Below are 23,134 nucleotides of genomic sequence, written 5' to 3'. Positions count from 1 at the left end.
GGGAGGGTGCGTGTCGTTCCCCAGCATGGCCGATGCCGGCGGCCGGACGATCGGCGCGGAGGAATTGGCCGCTGTCAGCCGGGTGCTCCAGTCGGGCATGCTCAGCGCGGTCTGGGGCACCGAGGTCCGCGCTCTCGAGCGCGAGATGGCCGAGCTCCACGGAGCGTCGCACGCCGTGGCCGCCAGCTCGGGGACCGCTGCCCTGCACCTGGCCGTCGCGGCCGTCGCGCCGAACCCGGGCGACGAGATCATCACGTCTCCGATCAGCGACTTCGGCACGGTCGCGCCCATTCTTGCGCAGAACGCCGTTCCTGTGTTCGCCGACGTCGATCCGTACACCGGCAACCTCGACCCGGCGGCGGTCGCCGCCGCGATCGGGCCGCGCACCCGGGCGATCCTCGGGGTGCACCTGTTCGGCGCGGCCGCCGACCTGCGCACGGTCGCCGACTTCGCCGGCGTGCCGCTGATCGAGGACTGCGCCCAGGCATGGCTCACCCGCTACCCGGACGGAACCCTCGCCGGCACGGCCGGCGTGATCGGCTGCTTCAGCCTGCAGCAGTGGAAGCACATCACCTGCGGCGACGGCGGCCTGACCGTGACCGACGACGCCGTGCTGGCCCGCCGGATGCGGCTCTTCGCCGACAAGGGGTGGCCGCGTGACGAGGCGCGCCGGCACGTCGGCCTCGGCCTGAACTACCGGATGACCGAGCTGGCCGGCGCCGTCGCCCGCGCCCAACTGGCGAAGCTGCCCGGCGTGCTGGCCGACCGGCGGCGCACCGCCCGGCGGCTGGCCGCCGCGCTGGCCGACCTGCCCGGCGTGCACCTGCCGGCGGACCTCGACGCGCACGCCTGGTGGCTCTTCCCCATCGTGCTCGACCCACCGCTGACCAACCGCGAGGTGGCCGGCACGCTCGCCGCCGCCGGCATCCCCGCCCGCGCCGGCTACCTCGACCAGCCGCTGCACTGCGCCCCGGCGCTGACCGAGGCCCCCGTCTACGGCACCTCCCGCTTCCCGCTCACCGTGCCGCCGGCCGACCGGCTGCCGGCGTACGGGCCCGGCGCGTTCCCGGTCGCCGAGCGGCTCATCGCGCAGACCCTGCTGGTGATCGACTGGAACGAGCGGTACACCGACGCGCACGTCGACGAGATCGCCCGGGCCGTCCGCACGGCGGTGGCCTTGTGATCGCGCCGGCCGCCGCGGCCCTGCGCGACCGGCTGCGCTGGCGGCTGGTCGCCGCCACGGCCACCCCGATGGACGCCGACCAGGTCGTCGACGCCGCGGTGCTCGACCGGTACCTGCGTGGCCTGGTCGCCGACGGTGCGGACGCCCTCGCCGTGTGCGCCCACACCGGCCGCGGCCCCTTCCTCGACCCGGCGACCCGCGACCTGGTCGTGCGCCACGCCGTCGACACCGGTGTGCCGGTGGTCGTCGGGGTGGGCGGCCGGCCGGGGGAGCGCACCGACGAGGTCGCCGCGCAGGCCGCCCGGGCGGCCGACCTCGGCGCGGCCGGTGTCCTGGTCTTCCCCGTCGACGGCGACGCGGTCGCCCACCACGACGCCGTCTGGCAGGCCGCCGGCCTGCCAATGCTCGCCTTCGACCTCTACACCCGGCCGTACGCCCCGGCGCGGCTGGCCGCCCTGCTGGAGCACCCCGGCGTCGCCGGGGTGAAGGTGGCCCGGCTGCACGACGCGCTCGCCTGCCAGGCCGCCCTGGCCGCCGCGCACCGGGCCGACCGGCTGGCCGTCACCGGCGAGGACCGGATGTTCGGGCCGTCGCTGATGTGGGGCGCGCAGGCAGCCCTGGTCGGCCTCGCCGCCGCCGCCGTGCCGATCACCGCCGCCGTGCTGCGGGCGTACGCCGACGGCAAGCACCACGACTTCGTCGCCGCCTCCGCCCGGCTAGACCGGCTCGCCGAGGTCACCTTCACCGACCCGATGGAGGGGTACGTGCTCCGCATGCTCCAGATCGCCGCCGACGAGGGACGGATCCCCGCCACCCACGCCGTCGACCCGTACGCCCCGGCGCTGCCGGACGGCGACCGGGACCGCGTGCTCGCGGTGGCGAGGCAGCGGTGAGCGACAACCCGTTCGTCGCGGCCGACCTGCCGCCGGTCACCTTCGACGTCGACGTCCTCGTCGGCCGGTACGCCGACCGGCCGGGCCCCACCGGCGATCCCCGAGACGTCGCGGCCACCCTCGGCGCGAACGGCATCGCACGGGCGGCCGTGGCCAGCCTCCGCGCGGCGCTGTTCGACGTGTTCAGCGGCAACGACGAGGCCGCCGCCCTGGCCGGGCCCACCGTGCTGCCGGTCGGCGCGCTCGACCTGCGCGATCCACTCGGCGCGGAGCGGGAGGTCGTCCGGCTCGCCGAGCGCGGCTTCCGGGCGGTGCGGCTCTTCCCCGACGAGCAGCGCGTCGAGCCGGACTTCCCCTCCGTGCGGCACGTCGCCCGCCGGGCCACCGAGGCCGGCCTGGTCATCCTGACCGGCGGGGACGTCCGCCGGTTCTGGCGGCCGCTGCGCGGCGCGACCGTGGTCTTCCTGGACACGCACTTCTACCACCTGGGCGACTTCGTGGTGGCGGCCCGCGACGAGCCCGGCTTCCACACCTCCACCCGGCTGCTCAACTCGCCCGACGCGCTGGAGACCGTCGCGGCCCACGTCGGCGTCGGGCGGCTGCTCTACGGCTCCCGCACCCCGTTCTACGAGCCGGCCGTGCCGCGTCTGCGGCTCGCCCGCGGCGGCCTCGGGCCGGACGAGGTGGCCGCCGTGGCGGGCGGCAACGCCCGCCGGATCCTGGAGGGCCAGGAATGATCATCGACGTGCACGCCCACTGGGGACCCTGGTTCTTCAGCATGGACGTCGGGGCGGTCGCCACCAACCTCGCGGTGATGGACCGCTACGGCATCGACCTCGCCGTCGTCTCCGCCACCGAGGCGGTCATCTACGACGTCGCCGCCGGCAACCGGGCGATGGCCCGGGTCCTGGAGACCAGCGAACGCCTGCTCGGGTACCTGACGATCAACCCGCGCCGCCTCGACGACGCCGAACGGGACCTGCGCGAACTGCTCCCCACCGGCCGGTTCGTCGGAGTGAAGATCCACACCGACTACACCGCCTCCCCGGCGGAGTCCCCGCAGACCCGCGCGGCGCTGGAACTGGTCGCCGCGCACGACCTGCCCGCCCTTGTGCACACCTGGGACGCGACGCCGCTCGACCTGGCTCAGGCCGTCGCGGACATCCCGGGGCTGCGCGCCATCGCCGGGCACATGGGCGCGAACGGCTGGCGGCATGCCATCGAGGCGGCCAACTCGGTCGACCGGCTCTGGCTGGAGCCGTGCTTCTCGCACACCGAGGCGGGCCGGTTCGCCGCCGTGGCCGCGGCAGTGGACCCGGGGCGGCTGCTCTTCGGCACCGACGCCACGCTCATCGACCCGGCTGCGGCCTTCGGGGCGGTGCTCGCCGCCGACCTCGACCCGGAACTGGCCGCGCGGGTCGCCTGGCGCAACGCGGCCGAGCTGTTCCGCCTCGATGTGTCCTGACCCCACCCGTCCCTGGCCGTTCGGTGCTCGCGCCTGAACTATCCCGTGGGGGAGGGGGCGAGCCCGGTGCAGCCGCGCAGATCCGCGTACTCCCGGAGGATCCGGGCCGCGTCCGCACCGCCCGCGAGCTCGGGCTGGCCGGTGCGCCGGGAGATCAACGCCGGCACCAGCTCCGTCTCCACTATCGTCGCGCCGCGCAGGGTCACCCGCAGCACGCCCGTGTCGTTGCGGTACGCGTCGTCACGCCACCACAGGAAGTTGCCCAGTCCGTACTGGACGAAGGTCCTGCCGATCCAGCCGTCACCGAGCAGCAGGTGGGCGTGGGTGCCGACCACGATGTCGGCGCCCGCCCGGGCCATCTCGCCGGCGAACGCGCGCGCCTCGCTGGGCGGGCACGCGTCGCCCTCCGTGCCCCAGTGGACGTATGCGACGACCACGTCGGCCCGCTGCCGCGCGGCGCGCACCGCAGCGACCGCGCGGGGTAGGTCTCTCGTCATAGCGATGCCGGCCCTGCTCTCCGTGGCCTTCCATTCGGACCACAGCTCGTCGACCTGGCTGAAGGCGAGGAACGCGATCCTCGTAGCGCCGACCCGGGTGATCCACGGCGCGTACGCCGCCGCCGCGTCGGCACCCGCTCCGACGGCCGGCACCCCGGCGGCCTCCGCCGCGGCCAGGGTGTCGGCGAGTCCCTCACGTCCGTAGTCCAGCGTGTGGTTGTTCGCGATCGACACGACATCGACGCCGGCCGCCTTCACCGCGTCGTAGGTGCTCGCCGGTGCCCGGAACAGGAACTGCTTGGGCTCCGGGCTGCCGCCCGTGGTGACCGCGGTCTCCAGGTTGACCATCGCGAGGTCCGCGCCGGACAGCGCCGACGAAATCCTCCCGAACGCGGTCGCCGGGTCCTTCAGCAAGCCGGCCGTTCGGCCGGCGAAGTGCACGTCACCCGCGAAGGCCAGCGTGATCTCGGCGGGCACGGCCTGCGACGGGGTGGCCGCCACGCTGGCGGAGCGGCCGGGCGCACCGGCCGGCGATTTTGGCCCGGCCGTGCATGCGGCCAGCGCCAGGGTCAGGGTCGCCGCCAGCGCGACGAGGGATCGTGCCCACCTCATCCCCGGCAGCGTACGGCGTATCGCCTGGTCCCGGGCCTGTTCCGCCGGGTTGGTCGGCCGCCGTCGTCCCGGGCCGGCGCCCCGACCACCGCGCCGCGCGGCCGCAAGCCCCGCCGCACCTAGCCCCGCCGCCGGCCATCGCTCCGTCGGCGGAGCCTCCCGTGGTCGATCTCTGCGTGGACGGCCTGTCGCCGCCACTGGTGCAGCGGCTTCTCCGTCCACGCGCCGAGCGGGACCAGTTCGGGTGATCCGGGCCGGTCCCGCCGTTCATCGGCGTGCCGGTCTATTTTCCGGGCAGCGGGAAGAGGGCCAGGTCCATGCCGTGCATGCCCCAGGTCGCCTTGCCGTTCGGGGTGAAGTGGAACGACGGGTTGTTGTACCAGCCGCGCGGCACGTTGTCGTACAGCGTGGTCACCTCGCCGCCCGGCACGGTTGGCAGCTCGCTGATGTCGTTGGTCCAGTGGACCCAGGAGAACACCCGGCCGTCGACCCCGTTGAACTGGCCGTACCCGCCGAGGTCGCCCTCCATCACGATGGTGCGGGTGTGCAGGTCGTAGGCGAACCAGGCGCCGCGCGGGCGCCGGCCCATCGCGTAGAGCAGGTTGCCCACCACGTGCAGGCTTTCATACGACTGCCAGTCCGGCATGATCTCCTCGCGCCACAGCAGCTTGCGGGTGACGATGTCGACGGCCGCCACCTGCGCGACCTTGCGGATCGGGCCGGTGGTGCCCTCGCCGTAGGTGTCGCCGGCGATGTAGGCGGTGGTGCCCTGCACCACCACGTCCATGACGCTCTGCTCGGGCAGGAACTCGCGGTGCGAGTCGAAGGCGTTGGTGGCCAGGTCGATGAAGGTCAGCGCGCCGGTGTGCTTGGTGGTCTGTGGGCTGGACGCCACGACGAGCTGGTTGCGCGGCTGGTCCACGAAAATCCGCTTGGTGCGCAGCTGCTCGTTGCCGAGCAGGCCCAGCACACTGATCTCGTAGTCGTCCGGGTCGATGGCCACGATCTGGGTGCTCGGGTAGAGACCCGCGTAGACCACGCCGGCCCTGCCCTCGGCCATCGTCTTGACCTCGCCATTGATGTCGAACCGATCGCTGGTGCCGGCCTCGGTGCGGTGCACCGTCATCGCGTAGTGGCCGCCGACCCAGATCTTGCCCCGGGTGTGCCGCATCATTGACTGGATGGTCTCCGGGTAGCCGAAACCCCGGGTGGCGGTCTGCCACACGCTGGCCGTGCCGCCTGGTGTCGTCCTCCACACGTGCCCCAGCCCGCTGACGCCGAGCAGCGCGCCGCCGGGCAGCGGGGTGAGGAGCTGGTTCTCCACGTCGGCGAGGGGCTGGCCGACCTTCACCAGTCCGTCGGCGGTGACCTCGTACAGGTTGGTGGTGAGCCGGGTCAGCGCGTACACCTTGCCGTCGCTGCCGACGGTCACCTGGTCGATGTAGCGGTCCTCGGCCGGGATGTCCCGGGAGACCCGGTCGGAGCCGTCGCGGCGGAACGAGATCAGCTGCCGGCCGCTGGCCACGTAGATGACGCCGTTGGAGACGGTCATGTCCAGGATGCCGACCGGCGAGGAGCTGAGGTGCGGGGTCAGGTTGGTGGGCGCGCCGCCGGCCTTCGGCCAGGCCAGCAGCGTGCCGGGCGCGGCCGACCCGCCGTAGACGTACTCGTCGTCGACCGCCACGGCCGCCGCGTACTGCGAGGTGGAGATGCGGCCGTACGTCTCGATGGTCGCGTCGGCCAGGCGGATCCGCTTGACCGTGCAGTCCGGGTACGTGCCGATGTAGAGGTGCTCGCCGTGCACGACCATGTCGTAGTACCAGGTGGTGCTGCCTCCGGCGCGGGCCCAGGCCACCAGCTCCTTGGATCGTGGGTCGAACCGGTAGACATAGGCGCTGCCGGCGGGGCCGATGTAGACGTACCGGCCGTCGGCGGCGAGTTTCTGCCCGCCGTTGCTCGGGATGGTGAGGTCGTCGATGCTGCGCATCTCGCCGGTGTTGACGTCGAACTCGCCCAGCCGCATCTTCCCCTCGGGGGTGTTGAACCGGGAGGTGACGAAGACGCTGTCGCCGATGACGGCGGCACCCCGGATAGCGGCGGTCAAAGAGGCAGGACCGAAACTCGTCGGCATGAGCTTCTGATCGTCCTGTGCGAACGCCGGGCCGGCCGCCGCTCCATGGCCTACTACCAGTGCGGCGCCGGTGAGGCAACTGCTCCCGAGGAGTGAACGACGGCTGAGCGGCATGGTGGACTCCGTTCGTCTAAGTCATTACGGACCGGACCCTAATCGGGGTGCTGTGGGCCGTCAAGGATCCGTCCGCGCCGTCGGGCGGCAGGGAGTCGGCCGGGGGCGGCAACCCGGCCCCAACCAGCCCGAATCGATGCGACCGGCCGGAAGCCGCCGCACGATCGGGTCGCCCACTGTCGCGCCAGCGAGGTGTACGCGCATTGGACGCTCCCACCCGGAAGGCCGGGTGGGAGCGTCCAAGGGAGCGCTGTCTGTTACCGGAGCTGGTAGGCGCGGGTCACGGTCTGCTCGACGGTGTTGCCGTCAGCGTCGGTGGCCTGCACCCGCAGCGACACGAACCCGTTGGTCGCGGCCAACTTCGGGTGTCGGATGGTGGCCTCGAACTGCCCCGTCCGCTTGCGGTTGACCTCGGCGAACTGCCAGCTCGCGCCGTCGTCGTAGGAGACCCACAGCTTTGCGTTCCGTACCGCCGGCCCGGACAGCCCTTTCGGGTGCCGGACGGTCAGGTCGATGTCGAACCGGGAGTCGGCCTTGGCCCGGTTGTTGAGGTCGACATCCACGCCGTAGTCGACCGACAGCATCGGCATGATCTGCCGGGCGTCCGCGCGCTGCGAGTGGAACGTCCAGGCAGTGTTGACCTTGGTGGAGGTCGTCCACCAGGAGTCTTTCCTCGCCACGTCGAGCGTCACCCGGTACTCGGCCCGCTGCGGCACGGCCGGGAAGGCGAACACTGCCCAGTTCGCAGCGCCGACAAGCTCGCCGTCGCGGTGGACGGTGGTGCGGACCTTGTCGGTCTGGATGACGTGCGGCTGCTGCGTGTGGTCGGCTCCGACGTCGAGCAATGCCGCCGACTGGACCACGACCAGGTCGTCGTCGCGGTAGGCGGCCCCCGCGAGATCCGGCGGCAGCGCCGTACGGACCACGGCCTGGTTCCAGGTGCGGGACAGCCGCTGGCCGGGCCGCAGCACCGCGACCGCCTCGGTTTGCTCCGACCCGCCCAACTGCCACACCGGGCCAAGCTGCGTGACCTGCCTGGTCCGCAGTCCGGCGCTGACGTACTCGGTCCGGGTCGCCGGCATGATCAGCCGGTCCGGAGCGCCGTACGCCACCTGCTGTCGCGGTGCCCAGATGTAGCGGATCTGGCCGCCCTCAGTGCCGTTGGCGGAGGCATGGTAGGCGGTCCGCAGGGTAGCCAGGTCCTTGTCCCGGACCCGGTACCGCTGGTTCGCCGGCAGGCCACCCTTCTCCACCTGGAGCAGTTCATAGGCGTACGGGCTGACCGCCACCCCCTTGAACTCGACCGTGACCCGGTCGCGACGCAGCAGGTCGAGCAGGTGCACACCCTGGGCGCCGGAGAGGGTCATCGCCGGGATCGCGGTGGGGGTGCGGGTCCAGAAGTCGACCCCCCAACGCTCGGGGACGTTGTTGTAGATGATCACCGCTGACGCGCCCGCGGCGACCGCGTTGGCGAGTTGCTGCTGGGGGGAGACGGCGGCACTGCGCTTGACCAGCGCGGTCCTGCCCTCCACGGCGAGCCCGGCGTACTCCTCGGGGGTGCCGGTTCCGGCCGACACCACCTCGAGTCGCCTGGTGCCGTCGAACCGCACTGAGCCGCCGTTGCCGCCGAAGTAGGCGGCGTCCAACGACGTCGCGTTCCGGCCGACGATCCGCGCGGCCAGGTCGGGCGCGGTCAGCGTCAACCCGGTGTACGCCTCCAGGTTGTCGTTGCTCTGTTCCGTGGGGATCGAGTAGTGCGCGGTCTCACCACCCGTCCACATCTCGAGGCCGTACCGCTTCTGCTGGTCGGAGCTGAAGTTGTTGAAACCGACCCGGGTACGGTCGGTCTTCGTCGGCTTCGGCGTCCGCATGCTCACCGGGGAGGCCTTGCGCCCGTCGAAGGTGATCGTCCGGTCGGCCTTGATCGACACGTTCGGCAGGATGCCCTGGGTGTACTCCCAGACCCGGTTGTATTCCGCGCTCGGGTCGGAGATTCCCGCGTGGAGGGTGTACTCACCAGCCGGCAGGGACAGCGTGATCGTCCCGTCCAGATCCGGGTACAACACCTCGGGCATGGCGAGTCGCCCGAAATCGAAAAGTCGCACCTCGGCCTTGGCGAGCGCGGGTGCCTTGCCGTCCCGGCCGATGACCTTGACGTCGACCTTGAACCGCTCCACGTCCTTGACCAGGCCGACAGCCGTGGAGACCACCGTCTTACCGTCGGCGGAGACACCGGACAGGTGGGCGCCGTAGGTGCCCGTCGGCACCCTCGCGGGGTTCATGGTCACCGGCACCGTGGCGGTGCCCTTCGCCGGCACGGTCACCGTCTCGGCACCGAGGCTCAGCAGCCCGGCGGGCAGTGCGGCACCCCGCAGGGACAGGGCCAGGGTGACCGGCTGGTCGCCGTCGTTGGTGTACGTCACCTGCTTGGCCACCGGTGCGGTGGCGTCCCACCGCACGATGCCGTAGTTGACCACGCCGGTGCCGAACACGTCCTGCTGGACGGCCCGGGACACGTCCACCCGGCCCGCGCCCTGGCTGAACACCAGGTCACTGGCGTGCGCCTTCGCCGTGCTGACCAGTTGGGCCTTGAGCCGCTCGGCGGTCCAGTCCGGATGCCGCTGGGCGAGGATCGCGGCGGCGCCGGCGACGTGGGGAGTGGCCATCGACGTGCCACTGGCCGAGGTGTAGTGCTGGTCGACCACCGTGCCCATCTCGGTGCCGGCGGCCCGGGCGGCGACAATGGCCACCCCGGGCGCGGTGATCTCGGGCTTGATCGCACCGTCGCCGATCCGTGGGCCACGGCTGGAGAAGTCGGCGATGTCGTCCGCGTCGTCGACCGCGCCCACGGTCAGCGCCGCATCGGCCGTACCCGGGGAGCCGAGGGTGCTGGCCCCGTTGCGGCCGTCGTTGCCGGCGGCGATGGTGAACAGGGCACCGGTCTCGGCGGTCAGCTCGTTGACGGCCAGCGCCATCGGGTCGGTGCCGTCGGTTCCCGGGCCGCCGAGGCTCATCGAGACGACCTTGGCACCGGAGCGGGCCGCCCACTCCATCCCGGCGATGATCCCGGAGTCCGAGCCCGAACCGCCGTCACCGAGCACCTTGCCGATGAGCAGTTGCGCGCCGGGGGCCACCCCCTTGTGCTTCCCGCCCGAGGCCGAGCCGGAGCCGGCGATCGTCGAAGCGACGTGGGTGCCGTGGCCGTGTCCGTCCGTGACCTGCTCGCCAGGGACGAAGCTCCGACTTTCGACGATCTTTCCGGAGAAGTCCGGGTGGTTCGGGTCGATCCCGGTGTCCAGCACCGCCACCTTCACCCCGGTGCCGTCGTAGCCCGCCGCCCAGGCACCGGGCGCGCCGATCTGGGGCACGCTCACGTCGAGCAGCGCCGTGGCCTTGGCATCCAACCAGATCCGGTCAATTCCACCGGCCAGCTGGGTCCGCGCCGTACCCGCCTGTGGGCCGTCGTCGTCAATGGCTTCCCAGAACGCCTCCGCCTGCTTCTTGTCCGCTGCCACCGCCGCACCGTTGATGCTGGTCAGCGGCCGGAGCACCTGGCCGCCCGAGGGGACCGCCGAACGTGCCGCGACGCCGTTGCCCCGGTACCGCACGATCAGCGGGATCGACCCGCTGCGGGCGTCGTCGTACCCCTGCTCGATCAGACCGGTCACGTTGAACAACCGCCGGTCCAACCGTCCGGCGGTGATCAGCGACTGGGCCTCCTGGGGCAGGACGTAGATGTCCTCGCCGACGGTGGTGATGGTGGTTCTTCCGTTCGAACCCTCGTGCCCGTTCACCGCCACCGCGGTCGGCTGGTTCGCGCCGCTCGTCACCGTGACGACATCACCGGTGAGCAGGGTGACCTGGCTGGTCGTCTGCGCCGACCGGGGGACCGTGGTCACACCGCCGTGAGTCGCCGACGGCTGTCCATGGGCTGCCGCACCGCCGCCCGTCGCGACGAGCGCGGCAGCGACGGTTACGCCGAGCAGCGTCCGTCTACGCCATACCCGCATCTCAATGACTCCCCTCTACCGGCGCCGTAGAGCGCCTGGTGATCGAACAGCCTGGTCAACGTTCCGCCGGCGGCGCTACGGTGCAGCCTGGCGAGCACCAGACATGTCGGGTCCTCGCCACGCGCCGACGTCTTCGGGGAGGGGCCGCCCGGCTGCCCGATCCCACATGCCGAGTACCTGGTCAGCGGCCGATGGCGGTATCCGAGACTGATGCGGCGCACAGCGGCACGTGGAAGGGGCGAGATGCTCAGTGGGTTCGGCATCGACGAGCGCGAGGAGGCGGTCTACGCCGAGATCCTCCGCCGCCGGCAGACCACCGTCACCGAGGTGTCGGACAGTCTCGGCATCGCTCCCGCGACCGTCGCCGACTGCCTGGCCAAGCTCGTCTCACTCGGTCTGGTCACCGGCCACGACAGCGGGCTGCACACGGCGGTGGCCCCGGACGTCGGACTCGGCGCACTGATCGTGCAGCGTCAGGCCGAGCTGCAACAGGTCCACGGCAGGCTGGCGGAGTTGGTCGCGGTGTACCGCACCGGATCGTCCTGGCTGGCCGGTCAGGTGGAGGCGATCACCACGCCCGAGCAACTCGCCACGTGGGTCGACACCATGGAACGGGGTGCGCAGACGGAGATCGTGGCGTTCTTCCGGCCGCCATACATCCTGAATCCCGATCTCGAAACCTTCAGCAGGTTCGCGCCGACGTACCGCTACGTCTACGAACGCAGCGCCTTCGACGACTCCCGCGTTCCCGAAGAGATCAGCGGATTCCTGAAGAACGGCTACGAGGTCAGGATTGCGGACGCCCTGCCGAACAAGATGATAATCATCGACCGGCAGGCCGTCCTTCTGCCGATGCGGTCGGACCAGACGCGTATGGCCCCCGGTTTCCTGCTGATACGTGGCGAGTCTCTGGTTCGGTTGCTGGTTGACCTGTTCGAGCGGGTCTGGGCGGCGGCGACACCGCTCCGGGTCACGGCTGCCGGCCTTGCCGACGGCGTACAGGCCATGGACGAGGTCGACATCCTCCTGCTCACGCTGCTGCTGTCCGGGCTGCCGGACAAGACCGTCGCCGGCCGGCTCGGCACCAGCGAACGCACGGTGCAGCGCCGGCTCCGTCGCCTGATGGAACTGACGGGAGCCAACAGCCGAATGCAACTCGGCTGGTACGCCGCCCGCTCCGGCCTCATTCCGCTATAACAGCGACCCGCCCGGCTCGGGTGTTCGGAAGAGCCCCTGCTGCAGCGATCGAAACGACAGGATATTTGCAGCCAGCCGGTGTCGGATTCGAGGGTCGTGCCGGTCTGGGCGAGGAAGCCGACGTTCGAGTCGGGGCGACGTCGAATCTGTTGTGGTCGCTGACCTGCCCCGGTGATCGGGCTTGAGACAGACCGGGAAGGGAGCGCGCACGGGCACGGCGCCGGCATCGCCCGAAAGGGCCACGGTGGTGAGTTCGGCCTTCAATGCCGTGGTCGAGCAGGGGGTCGTCGACGGACCAGCGCAGCGTATGCGGCATCGGGTCTGGTTTACGACGGCGAACGGTACCCCCTCATCTGCTGACGAGGAGAGCCCCGCATGACCGACGCCACCGCGGGGACGAACCAGCCCGTGCTGCCGTGGAACCGGCCCAAGCCGCCCGTCCTGGTCGGCCAGATCAACCCGAAGGAACAGGTCGACCGGACGGGGAGGTTGACGTCGGCAGGGACGCGATCAGTGAGGCGACCCTCTGGAGCCCGAGTTGGCTGGCTGGTCACGTAGATCGGCCCGGTCAGGTCAGCGGCCGCCAGGCCCCAGACCTGCCCAGACATCCGTGCGATCTCCGGTCATCGCCGTGGCGACCCGTTCACCTACGTATATAGATCTATGTTCCGGCTTGGCGCTGCGTCGTCAGTCGCCCGGCAGGACGTACCACCAGCCGTCGCCGAGGTGCTGTCCGCCGGCGACCCGGACGGGCTCGCCGAAAAGGTCGACAACCAGGTCCGGTCGGGGTGGTGCGTCGAGGTAGATGTATCCGCCGGCGTCATCCGGGATGCCGATCCACTGCGGCAGGAACACCACCGGCTTGTCGTCCTGGCGGCCGACGACCGCTGCCCGGCCGTTGGTGGACAGGTCCCGAAGGTGCAGCGGGAGAGGCTGGCCGTAGTACTCGCGGGAACTCCCGATTCGCCCCTCCTTGACACCGTCGGCCACGGCGTTGAACGCCCAGCGGTGCGAGGCCCAGTACGACGCGGGGTGGAACAGCCCCCAGTTGGTGAACCACGCGCAGGCACCGACGAGCAACACGGCAGTGGCGAGCGCCGCCGAAGCGCCTGCGGGGACGGCACGGAACGCCAGTCGCACCGTCAGCGTCAGGGCGATGAGCCACACTGCGAGCTCGAACGGGGGAATGACGAACAGCAGCAGTGAGGCGTTGGGCAGGTCTCTCATTTCGACCAACGCCACCCCGAGCCAGGCCGCCAGTAGGCCGATCCATCCGTACCGCCGCACCGCCTGCACTGTTGCGGCCGTGGCCACCCCCGCGTCCGACACGACGACATCATGCCCGACGGCGTGGCGCTCCCGCGCGAGAGCCGAGGTGTACGCACCCTGAACCCGACGCCCGCGACCCGATCTGGGAGATCGCACGGTCGGCGGCAGAGGCGGTTGCCCGTAGACGTCACCGGCCCGATGCTGCGTCGGCGCCGTACCGCATGACGTGCAAGTCCTCGGCGGGCAGATCGCTCGCGTGACTGAGATCCCCTCGACTCATGTCGCTTGACCGTCCTGACAGGATTTGTGAGAGTCGGCTGATGATCGTGGTCCAACGGGTGCTGACGGCCTGGACGAAGCGGTCGCGAGGCGCGCCCGGGGCGGTACGACGTAACGCCATAGCGGAGGTGTTCCGGCTGCCTCCTGGTGACCTGGCCGCCCCTGAGGAACGGGTGAAGCGGAAGGGAGGTGTGCGAAGGGTGGCGCGACGCGATGCGTCCGTCAAGGCACTCCAGCTGCCACCACCCGGGGGGCGGGCCGAGGTGCTTGTCCACCAGGTCGTTGCCCGTGAGGAGGACGGCTTCGCGGTGCGACAGACGGCGACCAGGCTCACTTGGCCGGAGGCCCGGCCGTTCAGCTCGGCTGGGGTGCGGTTGGAGATGGTGGCTGGGCAGCTTGTGGTCACCAGCGACACCCAGGTCTGGTGTCAGTGCTTCACTGTCTTTCCGCAGCGCCCGAATGACACGGTGCTCCGCCTGCTGGTCGGCCAGTGGGGGCGTTGGCGCCTCAACTTTCGGCTCTGGGAGCACTGGGGCAACTGCGAGTGGCAGTACCAGAAATGGGCGATCAACGTTGCCTATCTGGCCGGCCTGCCACCGGTCGACCTGTTCCAGGTGACGGAGCCGGTCGAAATTGTCGACGATATGGTCCAGCTCTCGCGCCCGACACGATCGGAGGACCGACGGATCTTCCGGTCCGGGCACCGGTGAAGGTATCCGATCAGCGACACCAAGAGGCGTCGGGAGGCGGACGGCACCCGGATCTCCCGCGAAGCGCGCTCATGCCGATATCTATGCCGTCGGCGCAGCGCTGGGGCCTGCCACATCCTCGTGGATTACGATTCGGCACCCGACCACGCCAGGTACTCCGCCCAGAACTCTGCGCTTGCCGACATCTCCCAGTCCTCGTATGAGTACCTTTTGCCGGCACCGCCCTCGCCAAACTCCTGCAGTACATAGTCGACCAGGTCCGGCGCCCAGCAGATGATGTCGGCCCCGTACACGGACAACACCGGATGTCCGTAGGTTCCCCGACCGGCGGGCAGGTACCGACCGCCGAAGATCGGAACCAACCCAGGTGCCGCGGCGAGGTGGTCGGCCGCAGCGGCTTCGGCATCGGTCGCACCGTCCGGGCGATCGCCCCAACTCGAAGCCCAGTAGCCCCTGAACCTGACCGCCTCCAACACGCCCTTCCCTGGCAGCGCGAGCCAGTGCCGCAAGCCGTCCGGATTGCCGTAGCGCCAGTCCGGCCAGCCGCCGCCCGCCGGCAGTCCCGCCGCAAGGAACGCGCGGTGATCATCAGCGAACTCGAACCCGAACTGCTCCTCGACCCGGGTCAACTCCTCACCGGTCAGGCCCGGGCCGATCCGGACCGAGCCCAGCCTCGCCAACCGCCTCGCGGCCTTCCGACCCCAACGCATTCCCGGCGTCTCGACCACGAACACAGACTAGCGACAATATCGCCGCCGGGCTTGTGGCAGAAACGCGCACCCCCATGCCGCGTACAGCTGTCCTGCCGGTGAGTGAGGATTCCGGGATCCGCATTACGAGGCGATTAGAGCTGGGTCGAACATCCAGGATCGGCCTACGAAGTCGAAATGACTTTCCGCTGGACGGACCCCGTAGTGAAGAGGTTCTCTCGATCGTTGGCCTGGTCATCGGTCGCTATTTCGTCGTACGCACCACCATCCGCTGGGCTTGCCGCCTGGGCGGCCGTGGACGCCAGCGTCGCCGATGAGGATGCCGCCAAGGGCGCCTGCCATCGCCCAGCCGCAGGCACGGCGCATGGTGGCGGTGTCCGGGGTCGGCTGGTAGGCCGCGTAGAAGTGGTCGGTGGTGTCGTCCGGTAGCAGGAGCCACACGGCGGCGAGGTCGTATGCCGGGTTGGCCGGGTGCAGGTCGGCGTGGAGCCACAGCGGCGGGCCTGTCCAGTGCCACCCATGTGCGCCTGGTCGCCCGCCGCCCGGCCAACACCTGACGCCCGGTAGCCCGGTCGGGGGAGGACCACGATGTCGGCGGTCGGCCCAGTGCCGACCCACCTTCGCGTGCCGTCGGCTCGCGGAGACCGTCAGCCGCTTCGCCGAGGCTCACAGGTGGGTTCCGCCGGTGGCGTCGATGGTCTGGCCCGTGATCCATTTGCCGGCGTCGCTTGCGAGGAAGCGGACCACGTCGGCGATGTCCTCAGCGGTTCCGATGCGGCCGAAGGCGGACAGCGCCGCGGCTTGCTCGCGCGCGCCGGGCGCGTCGATCCAGTCGGCATTGATGTCGGTGTCCACGACGCCGGGCGCGACCGCGTTGACGGTGATGCCGCGGGTCGCCAGCTCAGGCGCGATGGCTCGTAGCGCCCCCTCCAAGCCGGCCTTCGAGGCGGTGTACGCCACGTGGGTGGGCGCAGCGATCCGCGTGTACCCGGTCGAGATCGCGACAACGCGCCCCTGGTCGTTGAGGTGGTCGCCGAGGGCGTGTAGGAGGAAGAGAGGCGCAGTCAGGTTCACGGCCAGCACGCGGGCGTAGGTTTCGGAATCCAGCTGCGAGAGTGTCTGGGCGCCGTTGATCCCGGCGTTGCTGACCAAGACGTCCGTGCCCGAGTGCCCATGATCGGCGACGGCAGCTTTCCACTCGTCGGCGATCGTCTGCGCGGCCCGTTCACCCTCGGAGAGGTCCGCTCTGATGATCACGGGAGTGACGCCGTGTGTGCGGATGCGGTCGGCGGTCGCCTCCGCGGCGCCGCGGTCGTGGCCGTAGTGGATGCCGATGAGTGCGGCCCCGTCGCGGGCTAGGCCTTCGGCGACGGCAGCGCCGATGCCGCGCGAGGCGCCGGTGATGAGAGCGGTCGGTCGGGTCACGGATTCCTCCGTAGCGATCGTTACGAAACGGTTGGTGCGATATCGTAGCACTCACTATGGAATCTGTGACGCGTCGCGCGGGACGGCCGCGCTCCTTCGATCCCGATGTTGCGCTGGACACGGCGCTGGCCCAGTTCTGGGAGCACGGATACGAGGGCGCGAGCCTGGCGAGGTTGCAGGAGGCCACAGGGCTGACCGCGCCCGCCCTGTACCGGGCGTTCGGATCGAAGGAGCAGTTGTTCGAACGGGCTGTGAAGCGATACCAGGACAAGCAGGGGTTCGCCCTGAATGATCAACTCCCGTTCCGCCGAGCCGTCGCCGAGTACCTGAGCCGCGCCGCCCGCGAGTTCGCCACCGGTCCCGGGCGCGGCTGCATGATCTCGACGGGCATGCTGGCCACGAGCCCGGATGCACGCGTCGCGGCCGAGGCCGTCCGCATCGAGCGCGAACGCGCGCTGGACATGATCCGCAACCGCTGCGACGACGCCCTGGAGCAGGGGGAGCTTCCCGAGGGAACCGACACCGAGAGCCTGGCCAGGGCGCTCGCCGCGGTGATTCAAGGCATGTCCGTCCAGGCGCGCGACGGCGCCGACACCCGGCAGCTTCAAGGCCTCGCCGAGGCCGCCCTGGCAGTCATCCCGAGTCGCGGATAGCGACGGGCCGTGCGCAATCCACGATTCGCTGTGCGTGGCACCCCGTCGACTCGACCAGGCCAGCACTACGGGGGTGGTTAGCATCTGCCCATGACGTTCTGGGTTCACTACGTGGTGCCACCCGGGGCGGCCGGCGAGGGCATGCTCGTGCCCCCGGACGACGACGCCCTCGTCTTCGCGCAGACAATCGAGGTGGGACCGGGGGACCGGACCGTCGAGTTCTGCGTCCTCGCCGTCGGCGGCGGGCTCCAGATCGCCACGGACATCGACTGCACCGCGTTGCTCCGGGGACGGGCTGAGGAAGTGGCCGTCGTCCGGGCCGTGGACGGCTGGGTGCTCGAGTACGCCGCGCAGGCTGTCCGGATACACGAGCTGCTGCTCCACAGGTGGTACGAGGTCAGCTCGGCCTCGCACCGGTCGTCGATCGAGGCGCTCCGGCGGTGGCTCACGGCGCACGACCGCCCGGGCGACTACTGGCAACTGCTCGTACGGCGACCGGGTGACCGAGCGGCGGATGATCGGGCCCGAGAGGAACGGTGAGGCGGGCGGCGACCGCCCGACCGACGACGGCGACGATCAGCGGGAGCCATCTGGCGGCGGGATTGGATCCGTGGCCGGCAAGGCGCTCGGCTCGTCGCCGGACGGGGCCGGCCGGCAGTTGAGGTAGGCGTCGAGCGCGGCAGCGCCGGTCAGCATGGCGCGACTCCTGGCGGAAAGGCGGGCGTGCCAGTCGCGCAGCATCGACTCGAGCGGCGCGACGCCCCCGGCGGAGCGGACCTGGGCGATCAGCGGGGCGATCTGCGCCAGCAGGTAGCCGCCCCGTCTGAGCTGGTGGACCAGCCGCGCGTCGCGCACGTCGGCGGCGTGATAGACCCGGTAGCCCGTCTGCGGGTCGCGGCGCGGTTGGACCAGGCCGGCGCGTTCCCACTTGCGGAGGGTGGCCGGGCGGACGCCGAGCCTTCTCGACAGGGGGCCGACGAACGTGGTGCTCCGTTCCTGCGGCACCGGATCGAGGTCGCCGACAGCGGCTTCGGCGGCCTGGAGGGTGCGGCGGTCGTCGAGAAGCTGGGCGTGGCTCTCGTCGATGAGCCGGAGCGCGTCCTCGGTCGCGTCCCGGTTGACCGCCTGCATGATCGCCGTGGCCGTCGCATGCCCGTGTCCGGGCACGAGGGCGAGGAACGCGTGCAGTGCCTGCGCGTGCAGCGGCGTGTAGGTGCGGTAGCCGTGCGGGGTGCGTCCGGCGGCCGGAAGGATGCCGGCCGCCTCGTAGTTCCTGACCGCCTGTGTAGACAGGCCGTGTGCGCGCGCCAGGTCGACCGGCCTGAGCCTGCCGCTGCTTTGAAGGTTCGGCCCCATCATCCTGCTGACGTCGACGAGAAGTTTGCACCGTTGGTTCAACGATACCGTTTAGGGCATGACTGCTGGTATCGCAGAGGCCGCCCATGTCGTCGACGCCGCTGCCGTCATGGGGTTGCTCCCGACCAGGCCGCGGCTGCTCGCCCTGGGCGAGCCCACCCACGGCGAGGACGTCCTGCTCGACCTGCGCAACGATCTCTTCCGGCAACTCGTCGAGCAGGAGCGTTACCGGACGATCGCCATCGAGAGCGACTGCCTGATGGGCCTGGTCGTGGACGACCACGTCACCTCGGGCGCCGGCCTCCTCGACGACGTCATGGAGCGCGGGTTCAGCCACGGGTGGGGCGCCTTCGCGGCCAACCGTGAGCTGGTGCGGTGGATGCGCGCGTACAACGACGGCCGGCCCCCGTCGGAGCAACTCCGGTTCGCCGGATTCGACGGCCCGCTGGAGATCACCGGTGCCGCGAGCCCACGGCGGGCCCTCACCGCGCTCCACGCCTACCTCGCCGCCCGGGTCGACGCCGACCTGCTTCCCTGCGCCGCGGAGACGCTTGACCGCCTGCTCGGCGCCGACGACCGGTGGACCGATCCCGCCGCGATGATGGACCCGTCCCGGTCCGTGGGGCGGACGCCCGACGCCGGACGGCTGCGGCTGCTCGCCGACGAGCTGGTGGCCCTGCTCGACGCGCAGACGCCACACCTGCTTGCCGTGTCCGCACGGGAGGACTGGCACCGGGCACGCCTGTACGGGCGTACCGCCATCGGCCTGCTGCGCTACCACCACGCGATGGCCGACACGTCACCGAGCCGCATGGCGCGGCTGCTCGGCGTGCGGGACTCGATGATGGCCGCCAACCTGCTCGCCATCGCCGCACGAGGGCCGGCACTGGTGCACGCCCACAACGGCCACCTCCAGCGGAACAGGAGCAGGATGCGGATGGGCGGCGTGCCGGTGCAGTGGTGGAGCGCCGGCGCGATCGTCGACGCGCACCTGGGCGAGGAGTACGCCTTCCTCGCCACCGCCATCGGCACGATCCGCCACCAGGGAGTCGACACCCCGCCGCCGGACACCGTCGAGGGGCTGCTGTACGCGCTGCCCGGGGAGCGTCACCTCGTCGACGCCCGCCGACTGGCCACCGCCATCGCCGACATGGCACCCGCTGCCCGGGTGTCGCCCTGGTTCGGTTACTCCCCGCTCGACCCGGCCCACGTGGCCGGCACCGACGGGATCCTGTTCGTCAGGGACGCCCGGCGGGGCCAGGCTCCTCGCAACGGTGCCCCGGGCGGGTGACGACGGCCATCGGCCTCACCCGGACATCGCAAGCATGTCGAGAGCGGCGAAGAAGGCCATCGGTCGGCCGGGGCGGACGACCTGTTCGAGGAGCACGACCCCGATCCGGTCCGCAACGTCGCACTCCGCTTCGAGGGTGGTGCGGACGGGGCCGTACCGGCGGGAGGAGGAACGCGCCGAGGCGAGGAGCACCCCGTCCCGGCGGAGCTGCGCCCGGCGTGAGCTCGTGTGGACGACCTCGTACCGGCGTCCCCGGAGCGTCCACGTGGTGCCGGCATTGCGTCGGCGGCAGGGCGCGCTCCTGCCGTTGACGAACTCGAACCGTTCACCGGTGGCCAGCGTGACCACGACGGTGTCGGCCTGGAAGGCCGGCGTCCGTGACCGGGGCGGCCACGCCGCCTTCTCCGCGCCGCGGCGAGGCTCCACGATCGTGAGCTCGGCACCGCGCTCATCGAGCAACCGCAGCCGGCGCGCGTCCCCCACGTCGAACGAGTATCCAAAGCTCAGGGGCTGCACCAGCGAGTCAGTCATCCACTCATTCAAGCAGCCGGGTGGGAGGTCACGTCCGCGCTGGTGCGCGCACGCCGAGCCCCTTCGCGCTGGGCCGCCCGGAGCCGGCACTTGTCAGCGGTACAGGAGGCCGCAGGCCAGTAGTGCGCAGCCGAGCCAGCCCGTGACCGTCGCCAGCACGGCGAACGCGTGCCAGCCGGCCAGCACGGCAAGGCTCCGTCGGGCCACGGTCCACCGCATCGCGGGAGGACAACAACGAGGACCTTCCATTCGCGTACGTCAACCGCCGGCTCCCGCGGCCCGGGGCGGCGCCGGCTCCGGCGCCGCCCCGGGCCGGTTCAGGCAATCGTGCAGGTGGCGCCGTTGAGGGTGAACGAGGAGGGTCGTCCCGTGTCGCCGGTGTGGGTGGCCTGGAAGCCGACGCTGACCGACGCGCCGGGCGCGATGGTGGCGTTGTAGGAGACGTTGCGGGCGGTCACCGCGCCGCTGGTCGGGGCGTACGTCGCGTTCCAACCGCCGGTGATGCTCTGGCCGGCGGGCAGCGTGAAGGCCAGCGACCAGCCGTTCACCGTCGTGGTGCCGGTGTTGGTGACGGTGACCGAGGCGGTCAGGCCGGCGTTCCACGCGTTGACGCTGTAGCCCACGCGGCAGGCGCCCGGCGAGGGCGGGGGAGTGGACGGCGGCGGGGTCGTCGGCGGCGCCGTCGTGGGAGGCGCGGTGGTCGGAGGCGGGGTGGTAGGAGGCGCGGTGGTGTCGAGCCCGAAGAAGCGGATCGCCTGCGCGGCATCGACCGGCAGGTTGTGCGACACCCCCTGCATGCTGATCGCCTCGACCGGCGCCCGGTCGCCGCTGCCGCCGTAGCGGGTGCGGGTGTAGCCGGCCTGCGGGCTGTCGGTGTACGTCGGCGTCTGACTCAACCCGTGCACGTTGGTCCACTGCTTGATCTGCTCGCCGAAGTTCGGGTAGCGCAGCACCTCGTCGTTCGTCCCGTGCCACGTCTGCATCCGGGGCCGTCGCCCGGTGTAGCCCGGATAGGCGTTGCGGACCAGGTCCCCCCACTCCTGCGCGGTCCTGGTGACCTGGCCGTTGGCGCACTCGCTGTTCCACTCGGAGCCGTTCGTGGTGGCGAAGCAGCCGAAGGGGACCCCGGAGAACGCCGCCCCGGCGCTGAACACGTCGGGGTAGAGCCCGAGCAGGACGTTGGTCATCATGGCGCCGGACGAGATGCCGGTGGCGAAGATCCGGTCGGGGTCGACGGCGTACCGCTGCCGGACGTGGTCGACCATCGACTTGATGCCCACCGGGTCGCTGCCGCCGTCACGGCGCAGGGCCTGTGGTGAGGAGACGTCGAAGCACTGGCTGCTGCGGGTCACCGACGGGTAGACGACGATGTAGCCGTACCGGTCGGCGAGCGCCGCGTACTGGGTGTTGGCGTACATCGCGGGGCCTGTGCCGGTGCAGTAGTGCACCGCGACCAGCAGCCCCGGCCGGGGCGCGACGGAGTCCGGCACGTACAGGTACATGCGCAGGTTGCTCGGGTTGGGGCCGAAGTTCGTCACCTCGGTCAGGGTCGCGGCGGCGGCCGGCGGGGCGAGCGCCACCGCCGCCAGCGCGGTCAGCGCGGCGGCGGCCAGGGCGGCGCCCAGCAGTCGGAGTCTGGCTCTCATGGATGGTTCCTCTCCTCGGACGGTGGACAGGGCGGGGTTCCGATCGAGGGCTGCCCGGCTGCCCGATCACGTCCGGCTCAGGAACATCGACAAGTATCTATGAATGCGGGAGGTCCCGCAAGCGTCGGCCCCACGACCGGTCGCCCCGCCGCTCGCGCCGTCACGGCGTCAGGCGCTTCTCGAACCAGTGGTGGGCGTACGGCTCGGCGTTGTACGCCTCGACCTCGCGGTAGCCGGCCGCCTGGTACATCGCGATCGCCTCGGTGAGGTTGCGGTTGGTGTCCAGCCGGACGGCGGTCCAGCCCCGCCCGGCGGCGTGGCGTTCCAGCTCGCTCAGCATCCGCCGCCCAATCCCGAGCCCGCGTACGGAGTCCGCCACCCAGACCCGCTTGATCTCGGCGGGCGCGTCGCGGTGGAGTTTCACCGCGCCGCAGCCGACCGGCTCGGCGTTGAGGGTGGCGAGCAGGAACACGCCGGCCGGGGGGACGAGTTCCTCGTCGTGGACCGGGTTGCTCCGGGCCGGGTCGAACCCGCCGTCGAAGCGCCGCGCCACCTCCCGGGCGTAGGCCCGTACGCAGGCACGCGCCCGCGGGTCGCCCGGCGGACAGGGCTCGATCAGAACCATCGACGCGACGAGCAGCCGCTCCACCTCGGCCATCGCCGCGACGAGCCGCTCGCGGCGTCGCCCGGTCAGCGGCGCGAGGATCGACCGGGCGAACTCGTCGGAGCGCTCGTCGAGTTCGGTCCACTCGGCGCGGCCGGCGTCGGTGAGCGTGGCGACCCGGACCCGCCCGTCCCCGCCCACCTGGTCGGACGGCCCGACGGTGACGAGCCCGTCGCCCTCCAGGGCGCGCAGGAGGCGGCTGAGGTGTCCCGAGTCCAGCCCGAGTCGGGACCGCAGCGCCGCGACCTCGGCGCCGCCGGGGCCGATCTCCCACAGCAGGCGGGCCTGGGCGAGGGGGCGGGCGCGCGCCATGTACTCGTCGTCGAGCGCCCCCACCCGTTGGGTCACCGTCCGGTTGAACCGCCGCACGGCGGCGATGAGCTCCGCTTCCATGAAGCCTGACTTTAGTCAGCGATATATGGTCCGCGCCAGCGACGCCCCGGAGGTGGGTGCGGTGGTGTCCGCGTACCGCCGGCATCTCTGCCCGGGGCCCCCGAA

The 23,134-nt window shown here is 71.3% G+C and carries 20 protein-coding genes and 1 pseudogene; 9 read left to right on the top strand and 12 right to left on the bottom strand.

Annotation, left to right across the window (positions count from 1 at the left end; translation table 11 throughout):
- Positions 1–10 precede the first annotated feature (10 nt).
- From ACLQ22_RS28680 to ACLQ22_RS28665, 4 genes are read left to right on the top strand one after another with little or no spacing between them, the layout of a single operon-like run.
- A complete protein-coding gene (locus tag ACLQ22_RS28680; RefSeq protein ID WP_425695044.1) occupies positions 11–1,183 on the top strand; it encodes a DegT/DnrJ/EryC1/StrS family aminotransferase in 1,173 nt (390 codons plus the stop codon).
- On the top strand, positions 1,180–2,076 hold the full coding sequence (locus tag ACLQ22_RS28675) for a dihydrodipicolinate synthase family protein (RefSeq protein WP_425695043.1): 897 nt from the start codon (positions 1,180–1,182) through the stop codon (positions 2,074–2,076). The genes ACLQ22_RS28680 and ACLQ22_RS28675 overlap by 4 nt, the downstream gene beginning before the upstream one ends.
- Entirely contained in the window at positions 2,073–2,813 is a 741-nt protein-coding gene (locus ACLQ22_RS28670) for an amidohydrolase family protein (protein WP_425695042.1), read from the top strand. The genes ACLQ22_RS28675 and ACLQ22_RS28670 overlap by 4 nt, the downstream gene beginning before the upstream one ends.
- Positions 2,810–3,541, top strand: a complete 732-nt coding sequence (locus ACLQ22_RS28665) for an amidohydrolase family protein (protein WP_425695041.1) — start codon at positions 2,810–2,812, stop codon at positions 3,539–3,541. The genes ACLQ22_RS28670 and ACLQ22_RS28665 overlap by 4 nt, the downstream gene beginning before the upstream one ends.
- Positions 3,542–3,579: 38 nt before the next feature.
- Here ACLQ22_RS28665 and ACLQ22_RS28660 read toward each other — a convergent pair whose 3' ends face one another.
- From ACLQ22_RS28660 to ACLQ22_RS28650, 3 genes are all read right to left on the bottom strand, one after another.
- The gene (locus tag ACLQ22_RS28660; protein WP_425695040.1) at positions 3,580–4,650 is read right to left on the bottom strand and encodes a CapA family protein; all 1,071 of its coding nucleotides are present in this window, start codon (positions 4,648–4,650) and stop codon (positions 3,580–3,582) included.
- A gap of 283 nt (positions 4,651–4,933) precedes the next feature.
- Positions 4,934–6,754, bottom strand: a complete 1,821-nt coding sequence (locus ACLQ22_RS28655; RefSeq protein ID WP_425695039.1) for a hypothetical protein — start codon at positions 6,752–6,754, stop codon at positions 4,934–4,936.
- A 398-nt stretch (positions 6,755–7,152) separates the two neighbouring features.
- Positions 7,153–10,794: a S8 family serine peptidase gene (locus ACLQ22_RS28650; protein ID WP_425695038.1), complete on the bottom strand. Its 3,642-nt coding sequence runs from the start codon at positions 10,792–10,794 to the stop codon at positions 7,153–7,155.
- A gap of 354 nt (positions 10,795–11,148) precedes the next feature.
- Here ACLQ22_RS28650 and ACLQ22_RS28645 point away from each other — a divergent pair, with 354 nt between their 5' ends.
- Positions 11,149–12,102, top strand: a complete 954-nt coding sequence (locus tag ACLQ22_RS28645) for a helix-turn-helix domain-containing protein (RefSeq protein WP_425695037.1) — start codon at positions 11,149–11,151, stop codon at positions 12,100–12,102.
- Positions 12,103–12,789: 687 nt separating this feature from the next.
- On the opposite strand, the gene ACLQ22_RS28640 is transcribed toward ACLQ22_RS28645, so the two are convergent.
- Entirely contained in the window at positions 12,790–13,431 is a 642-nt protein-coding gene (locus tag ACLQ22_RS28640) for a hypothetical protein (RefSeq protein WP_425695036.1), read from the bottom strand.
- Positions 13,432–13,850: 419 nt separating this feature from the next.
- On the opposite strand from ACLQ22_RS28640, the gene ACLQ22_RS28635 reads away from it, so the two are divergent.
- Positions 13,851–14,360 carry a hypothetical protein gene (locus tag ACLQ22_RS28635; RefSeq protein WP_425695035.1) on the top strand — a complete coding sequence of 170 codons (510 nt, stop codon included), beginning with the start codon at positions 13,851–13,853 and terminating at the stop codon, positions 14,358–14,360.
- A 125-nt stretch (positions 14,361–14,485) separates the two neighbouring features.
- On the opposite strand, the gene ACLQ22_RS28630 is transcribed toward ACLQ22_RS28635, so the two are convergent.
- The 3 genes and pseudogenes from ACLQ22_RS28630 to ACLQ22_RS28620 all read right to left on the bottom strand — a co-directional run bounded on the left by ACLQ22_RS28630 (position 14,486) and on the right by ACLQ22_RS28620 (position 16,495).
- Positions 14,486–15,088: a hypothetical protein gene (locus ACLQ22_RS28630; protein ID WP_425695034.1), complete on the bottom strand. Its 603-nt coding sequence runs from the start codon at positions 15,086–15,088 to the stop codon at positions 14,486–14,488.
- Positions 15,089–15,304: 216 nt separating this feature from the next.
- Positions 15,305–15,580: pseudogene (locus ACLQ22_RS28625) on the bottom strand (hypothetical protein); the annotation flags it as partial.
- A gap of 156 nt (positions 15,581–15,736) precedes the next feature.
- On the bottom strand, positions 15,737–16,495 hold the full coding sequence (locus ACLQ22_RS28620) for an SDR family NAD(P)-dependent oxidoreductase (RefSeq protein ID WP_425695033.1): 759 nt from the start codon (positions 16,493–16,495) through the stop codon (positions 15,737–15,739).
- 56 nt (positions 16,496–16,551) lie between these two features.
- Between ACLQ22_RS28620 and ACLQ22_RS28615 the strand changes: the two genes are divergently transcribed.
- Positions 16,552–17,148, top strand: a complete 597-nt coding sequence (locus tag ACLQ22_RS28615; protein WP_425695032.1) for a TetR/AcrR family transcriptional regulator — start codon at positions 16,552–16,554, stop codon at positions 17,146–17,148.
- A gap of 90 nt (positions 17,149–17,238) precedes the next feature.
- On the top strand, positions 17,239–17,688 hold the full coding sequence (locus ACLQ22_RS28610; protein WP_425695031.1) for a hypothetical protein: 450 nt from the start codon (positions 17,239–17,241) through the stop codon (positions 17,686–17,688).
- 36 nt (positions 17,689–17,724) lie between these two features.
- Here ACLQ22_RS28610 and ACLQ22_RS28605 read toward each other — a convergent pair whose 3' ends face one another.
- A complete protein-coding gene (locus ACLQ22_RS28605) occupies positions 17,725–18,507 on the bottom strand; it encodes a TioE family transcriptional regulator (RefSeq protein ID WP_425695071.1) in 783 nt (260 codons plus the stop codon).
- A gap of 55 nt (positions 18,508–18,562) precedes the next feature.
- On the opposite strand from ACLQ22_RS28605, the gene ACLQ22_RS28600 reads away from it, so the two are divergent.
- A complete protein-coding gene (locus ACLQ22_RS28600; RefSeq protein WP_425695030.1) occupies positions 18,563–19,795 on the top strand; it encodes an erythromycin esterase family protein in 1,233 nt (410 codons plus the stop codon).
- A 15-nt stretch (positions 19,796–19,810) separates the two neighbouring features.
- On the opposite strand, the gene ACLQ22_RS28595 is transcribed toward ACLQ22_RS28600, so the two are convergent.
- From ACLQ22_RS28595 to ACLQ22_RS28580, 4 genes are all read right to left on the bottom strand, one after another.
- Positions 19,811–20,326: a hypothetical protein gene (locus ACLQ22_RS28595; RefSeq protein WP_425695029.1), complete on the bottom strand. Its 516-nt coding sequence runs from the start codon at positions 20,324–20,326 to the stop codon at positions 19,811–19,813.
- A 93-nt stretch (positions 20,327–20,419) separates the two neighbouring features.
- Entirely contained in the window at positions 20,420–20,545 is a 126-nt protein-coding gene (locus tag ACLQ22_RS28590) for a hypothetical protein (RefSeq protein WP_425695028.1), read from the bottom strand.
- Between the two features lie 98 nt (positions 20,546–20,643).
- Complete coding sequence (locus tag ACLQ22_RS28585) at positions 20,644–21,972, bottom strand: extracellular catalytic domain type 1 short-chain-length polyhydroxyalkanoate depolymerase (protein WP_425695027.1); 1,329 nt, start codon at positions 21,970–21,972, stop codon at positions 20,644–20,646.
- Positions 21,973–22,132: 160 nt separating this feature from the next.
- Positions 22,133–23,029: a GNAT family N-acetyltransferase gene (locus tag ACLQ22_RS28580; RefSeq protein WP_425695026.1), complete on the bottom strand. Its 897-nt coding sequence runs from the start codon at positions 23,027–23,029 to the stop codon at positions 22,133–22,135.
- Between the last annotated feature and the right edge of the window lie 105 nt (positions 23,030–23,134).

The sequence above is a fragment of the Micromonospora sp. DT178 genome (assembly GCF_049841695.1).
In the GTDB taxonomy this organism is placed as follows: Bacteria; Actinomycetota; Actinomycetes; order Mycobacteriales; family Micromonosporaceae; genus Micromonospora.
Note: the sequence above shows the minus strand (reverse complement) of the source record. Positions and strands in the feature narration are given on the sequence as shown.

What these genes read in the sequence shown, in the direction of transcription:
- ACLQ22_RS28665 (WP_425695041.1), top strand. Translation starts at nt 2,810, where the DNA reads ATGATCATCGACGTGCACGCCCACTGGGGACCCTGGTTCTTCAGCATG.
- ACLQ22_RS28660 (WP_425695040.1), bottom strand. Translation starts at nt 4,650, where the DNA reads ATGAGGTGGGCACGATCCCTCGTCGCGCTGGCGGCGACCCTGACCCTG.
- ACLQ22_RS28645 (WP_425695037.1), top strand. Translation starts at nt 11,149, where the DNA reads ATGCTCAGTGGGTTCGGCATCGACGAGCGCGAGGAGGCGGTCTACGCC.
- ACLQ22_RS28615 (WP_425695032.1), top strand. Translation starts at nt 16,552, where the DNA reads ATGGAATCTGTGACGCGTCGCGCGGGACGGCCGCGCTCCTTCGATCCC.
- ACLQ22_RS28610 (WP_425695031.1), top strand. Translation starts at nt 17,239, where the DNA reads ATGACGTTCTGGGTTCACTACGTGGTGCCACCCGGGGCGGCCGGCGAG.
- ACLQ22_RS28605 (WP_425695071.1), bottom strand. Translation starts at nt 18,507, where the DNA reads ATGATGGGGCCGAACCTTCAAAGCAGCGGCAGGCTCAGGCCGGTCGAC.
- ACLQ22_RS28600 (WP_425695030.1), top strand. Translation starts at nt 18,563, where the DNA reads ATGACTGCTGGTATCGCAGAGGCCGCCCATGTCGTCGACGCCGCTGCC.
- ACLQ22_RS28595 (WP_425695029.1), bottom strand. Translation starts at nt 20,326, where the DNA reads ATGACTGACTCGCTGGTGCAGCCCCTGAGCTTTGGATACTCGTTCGAC.
- ACLQ22_RS28590 (WP_425695028.1), bottom strand. Translation starts at nt 20,545, where the DNA reads ATGCGGTGGACCGTGGCCCGACGGAGCCTTGCCGTGCTGGCCGGCTGG.
- ACLQ22_RS28585 (WP_425695027.1), bottom strand. Translation starts at nt 21,972, where the DNA reads ATGAGAGCCAGACTCCGACTGCTGGGCGCCGCCCTGGCCGCCGCCGCG.
- ACLQ22_RS28580 (WP_425695026.1), bottom strand. Translation starts at nt 23,029, where the DNA reads ATGGAAGCGGAGCTCATCGCCGCCGTGCGGCGGTTCAACCGGACGGTG.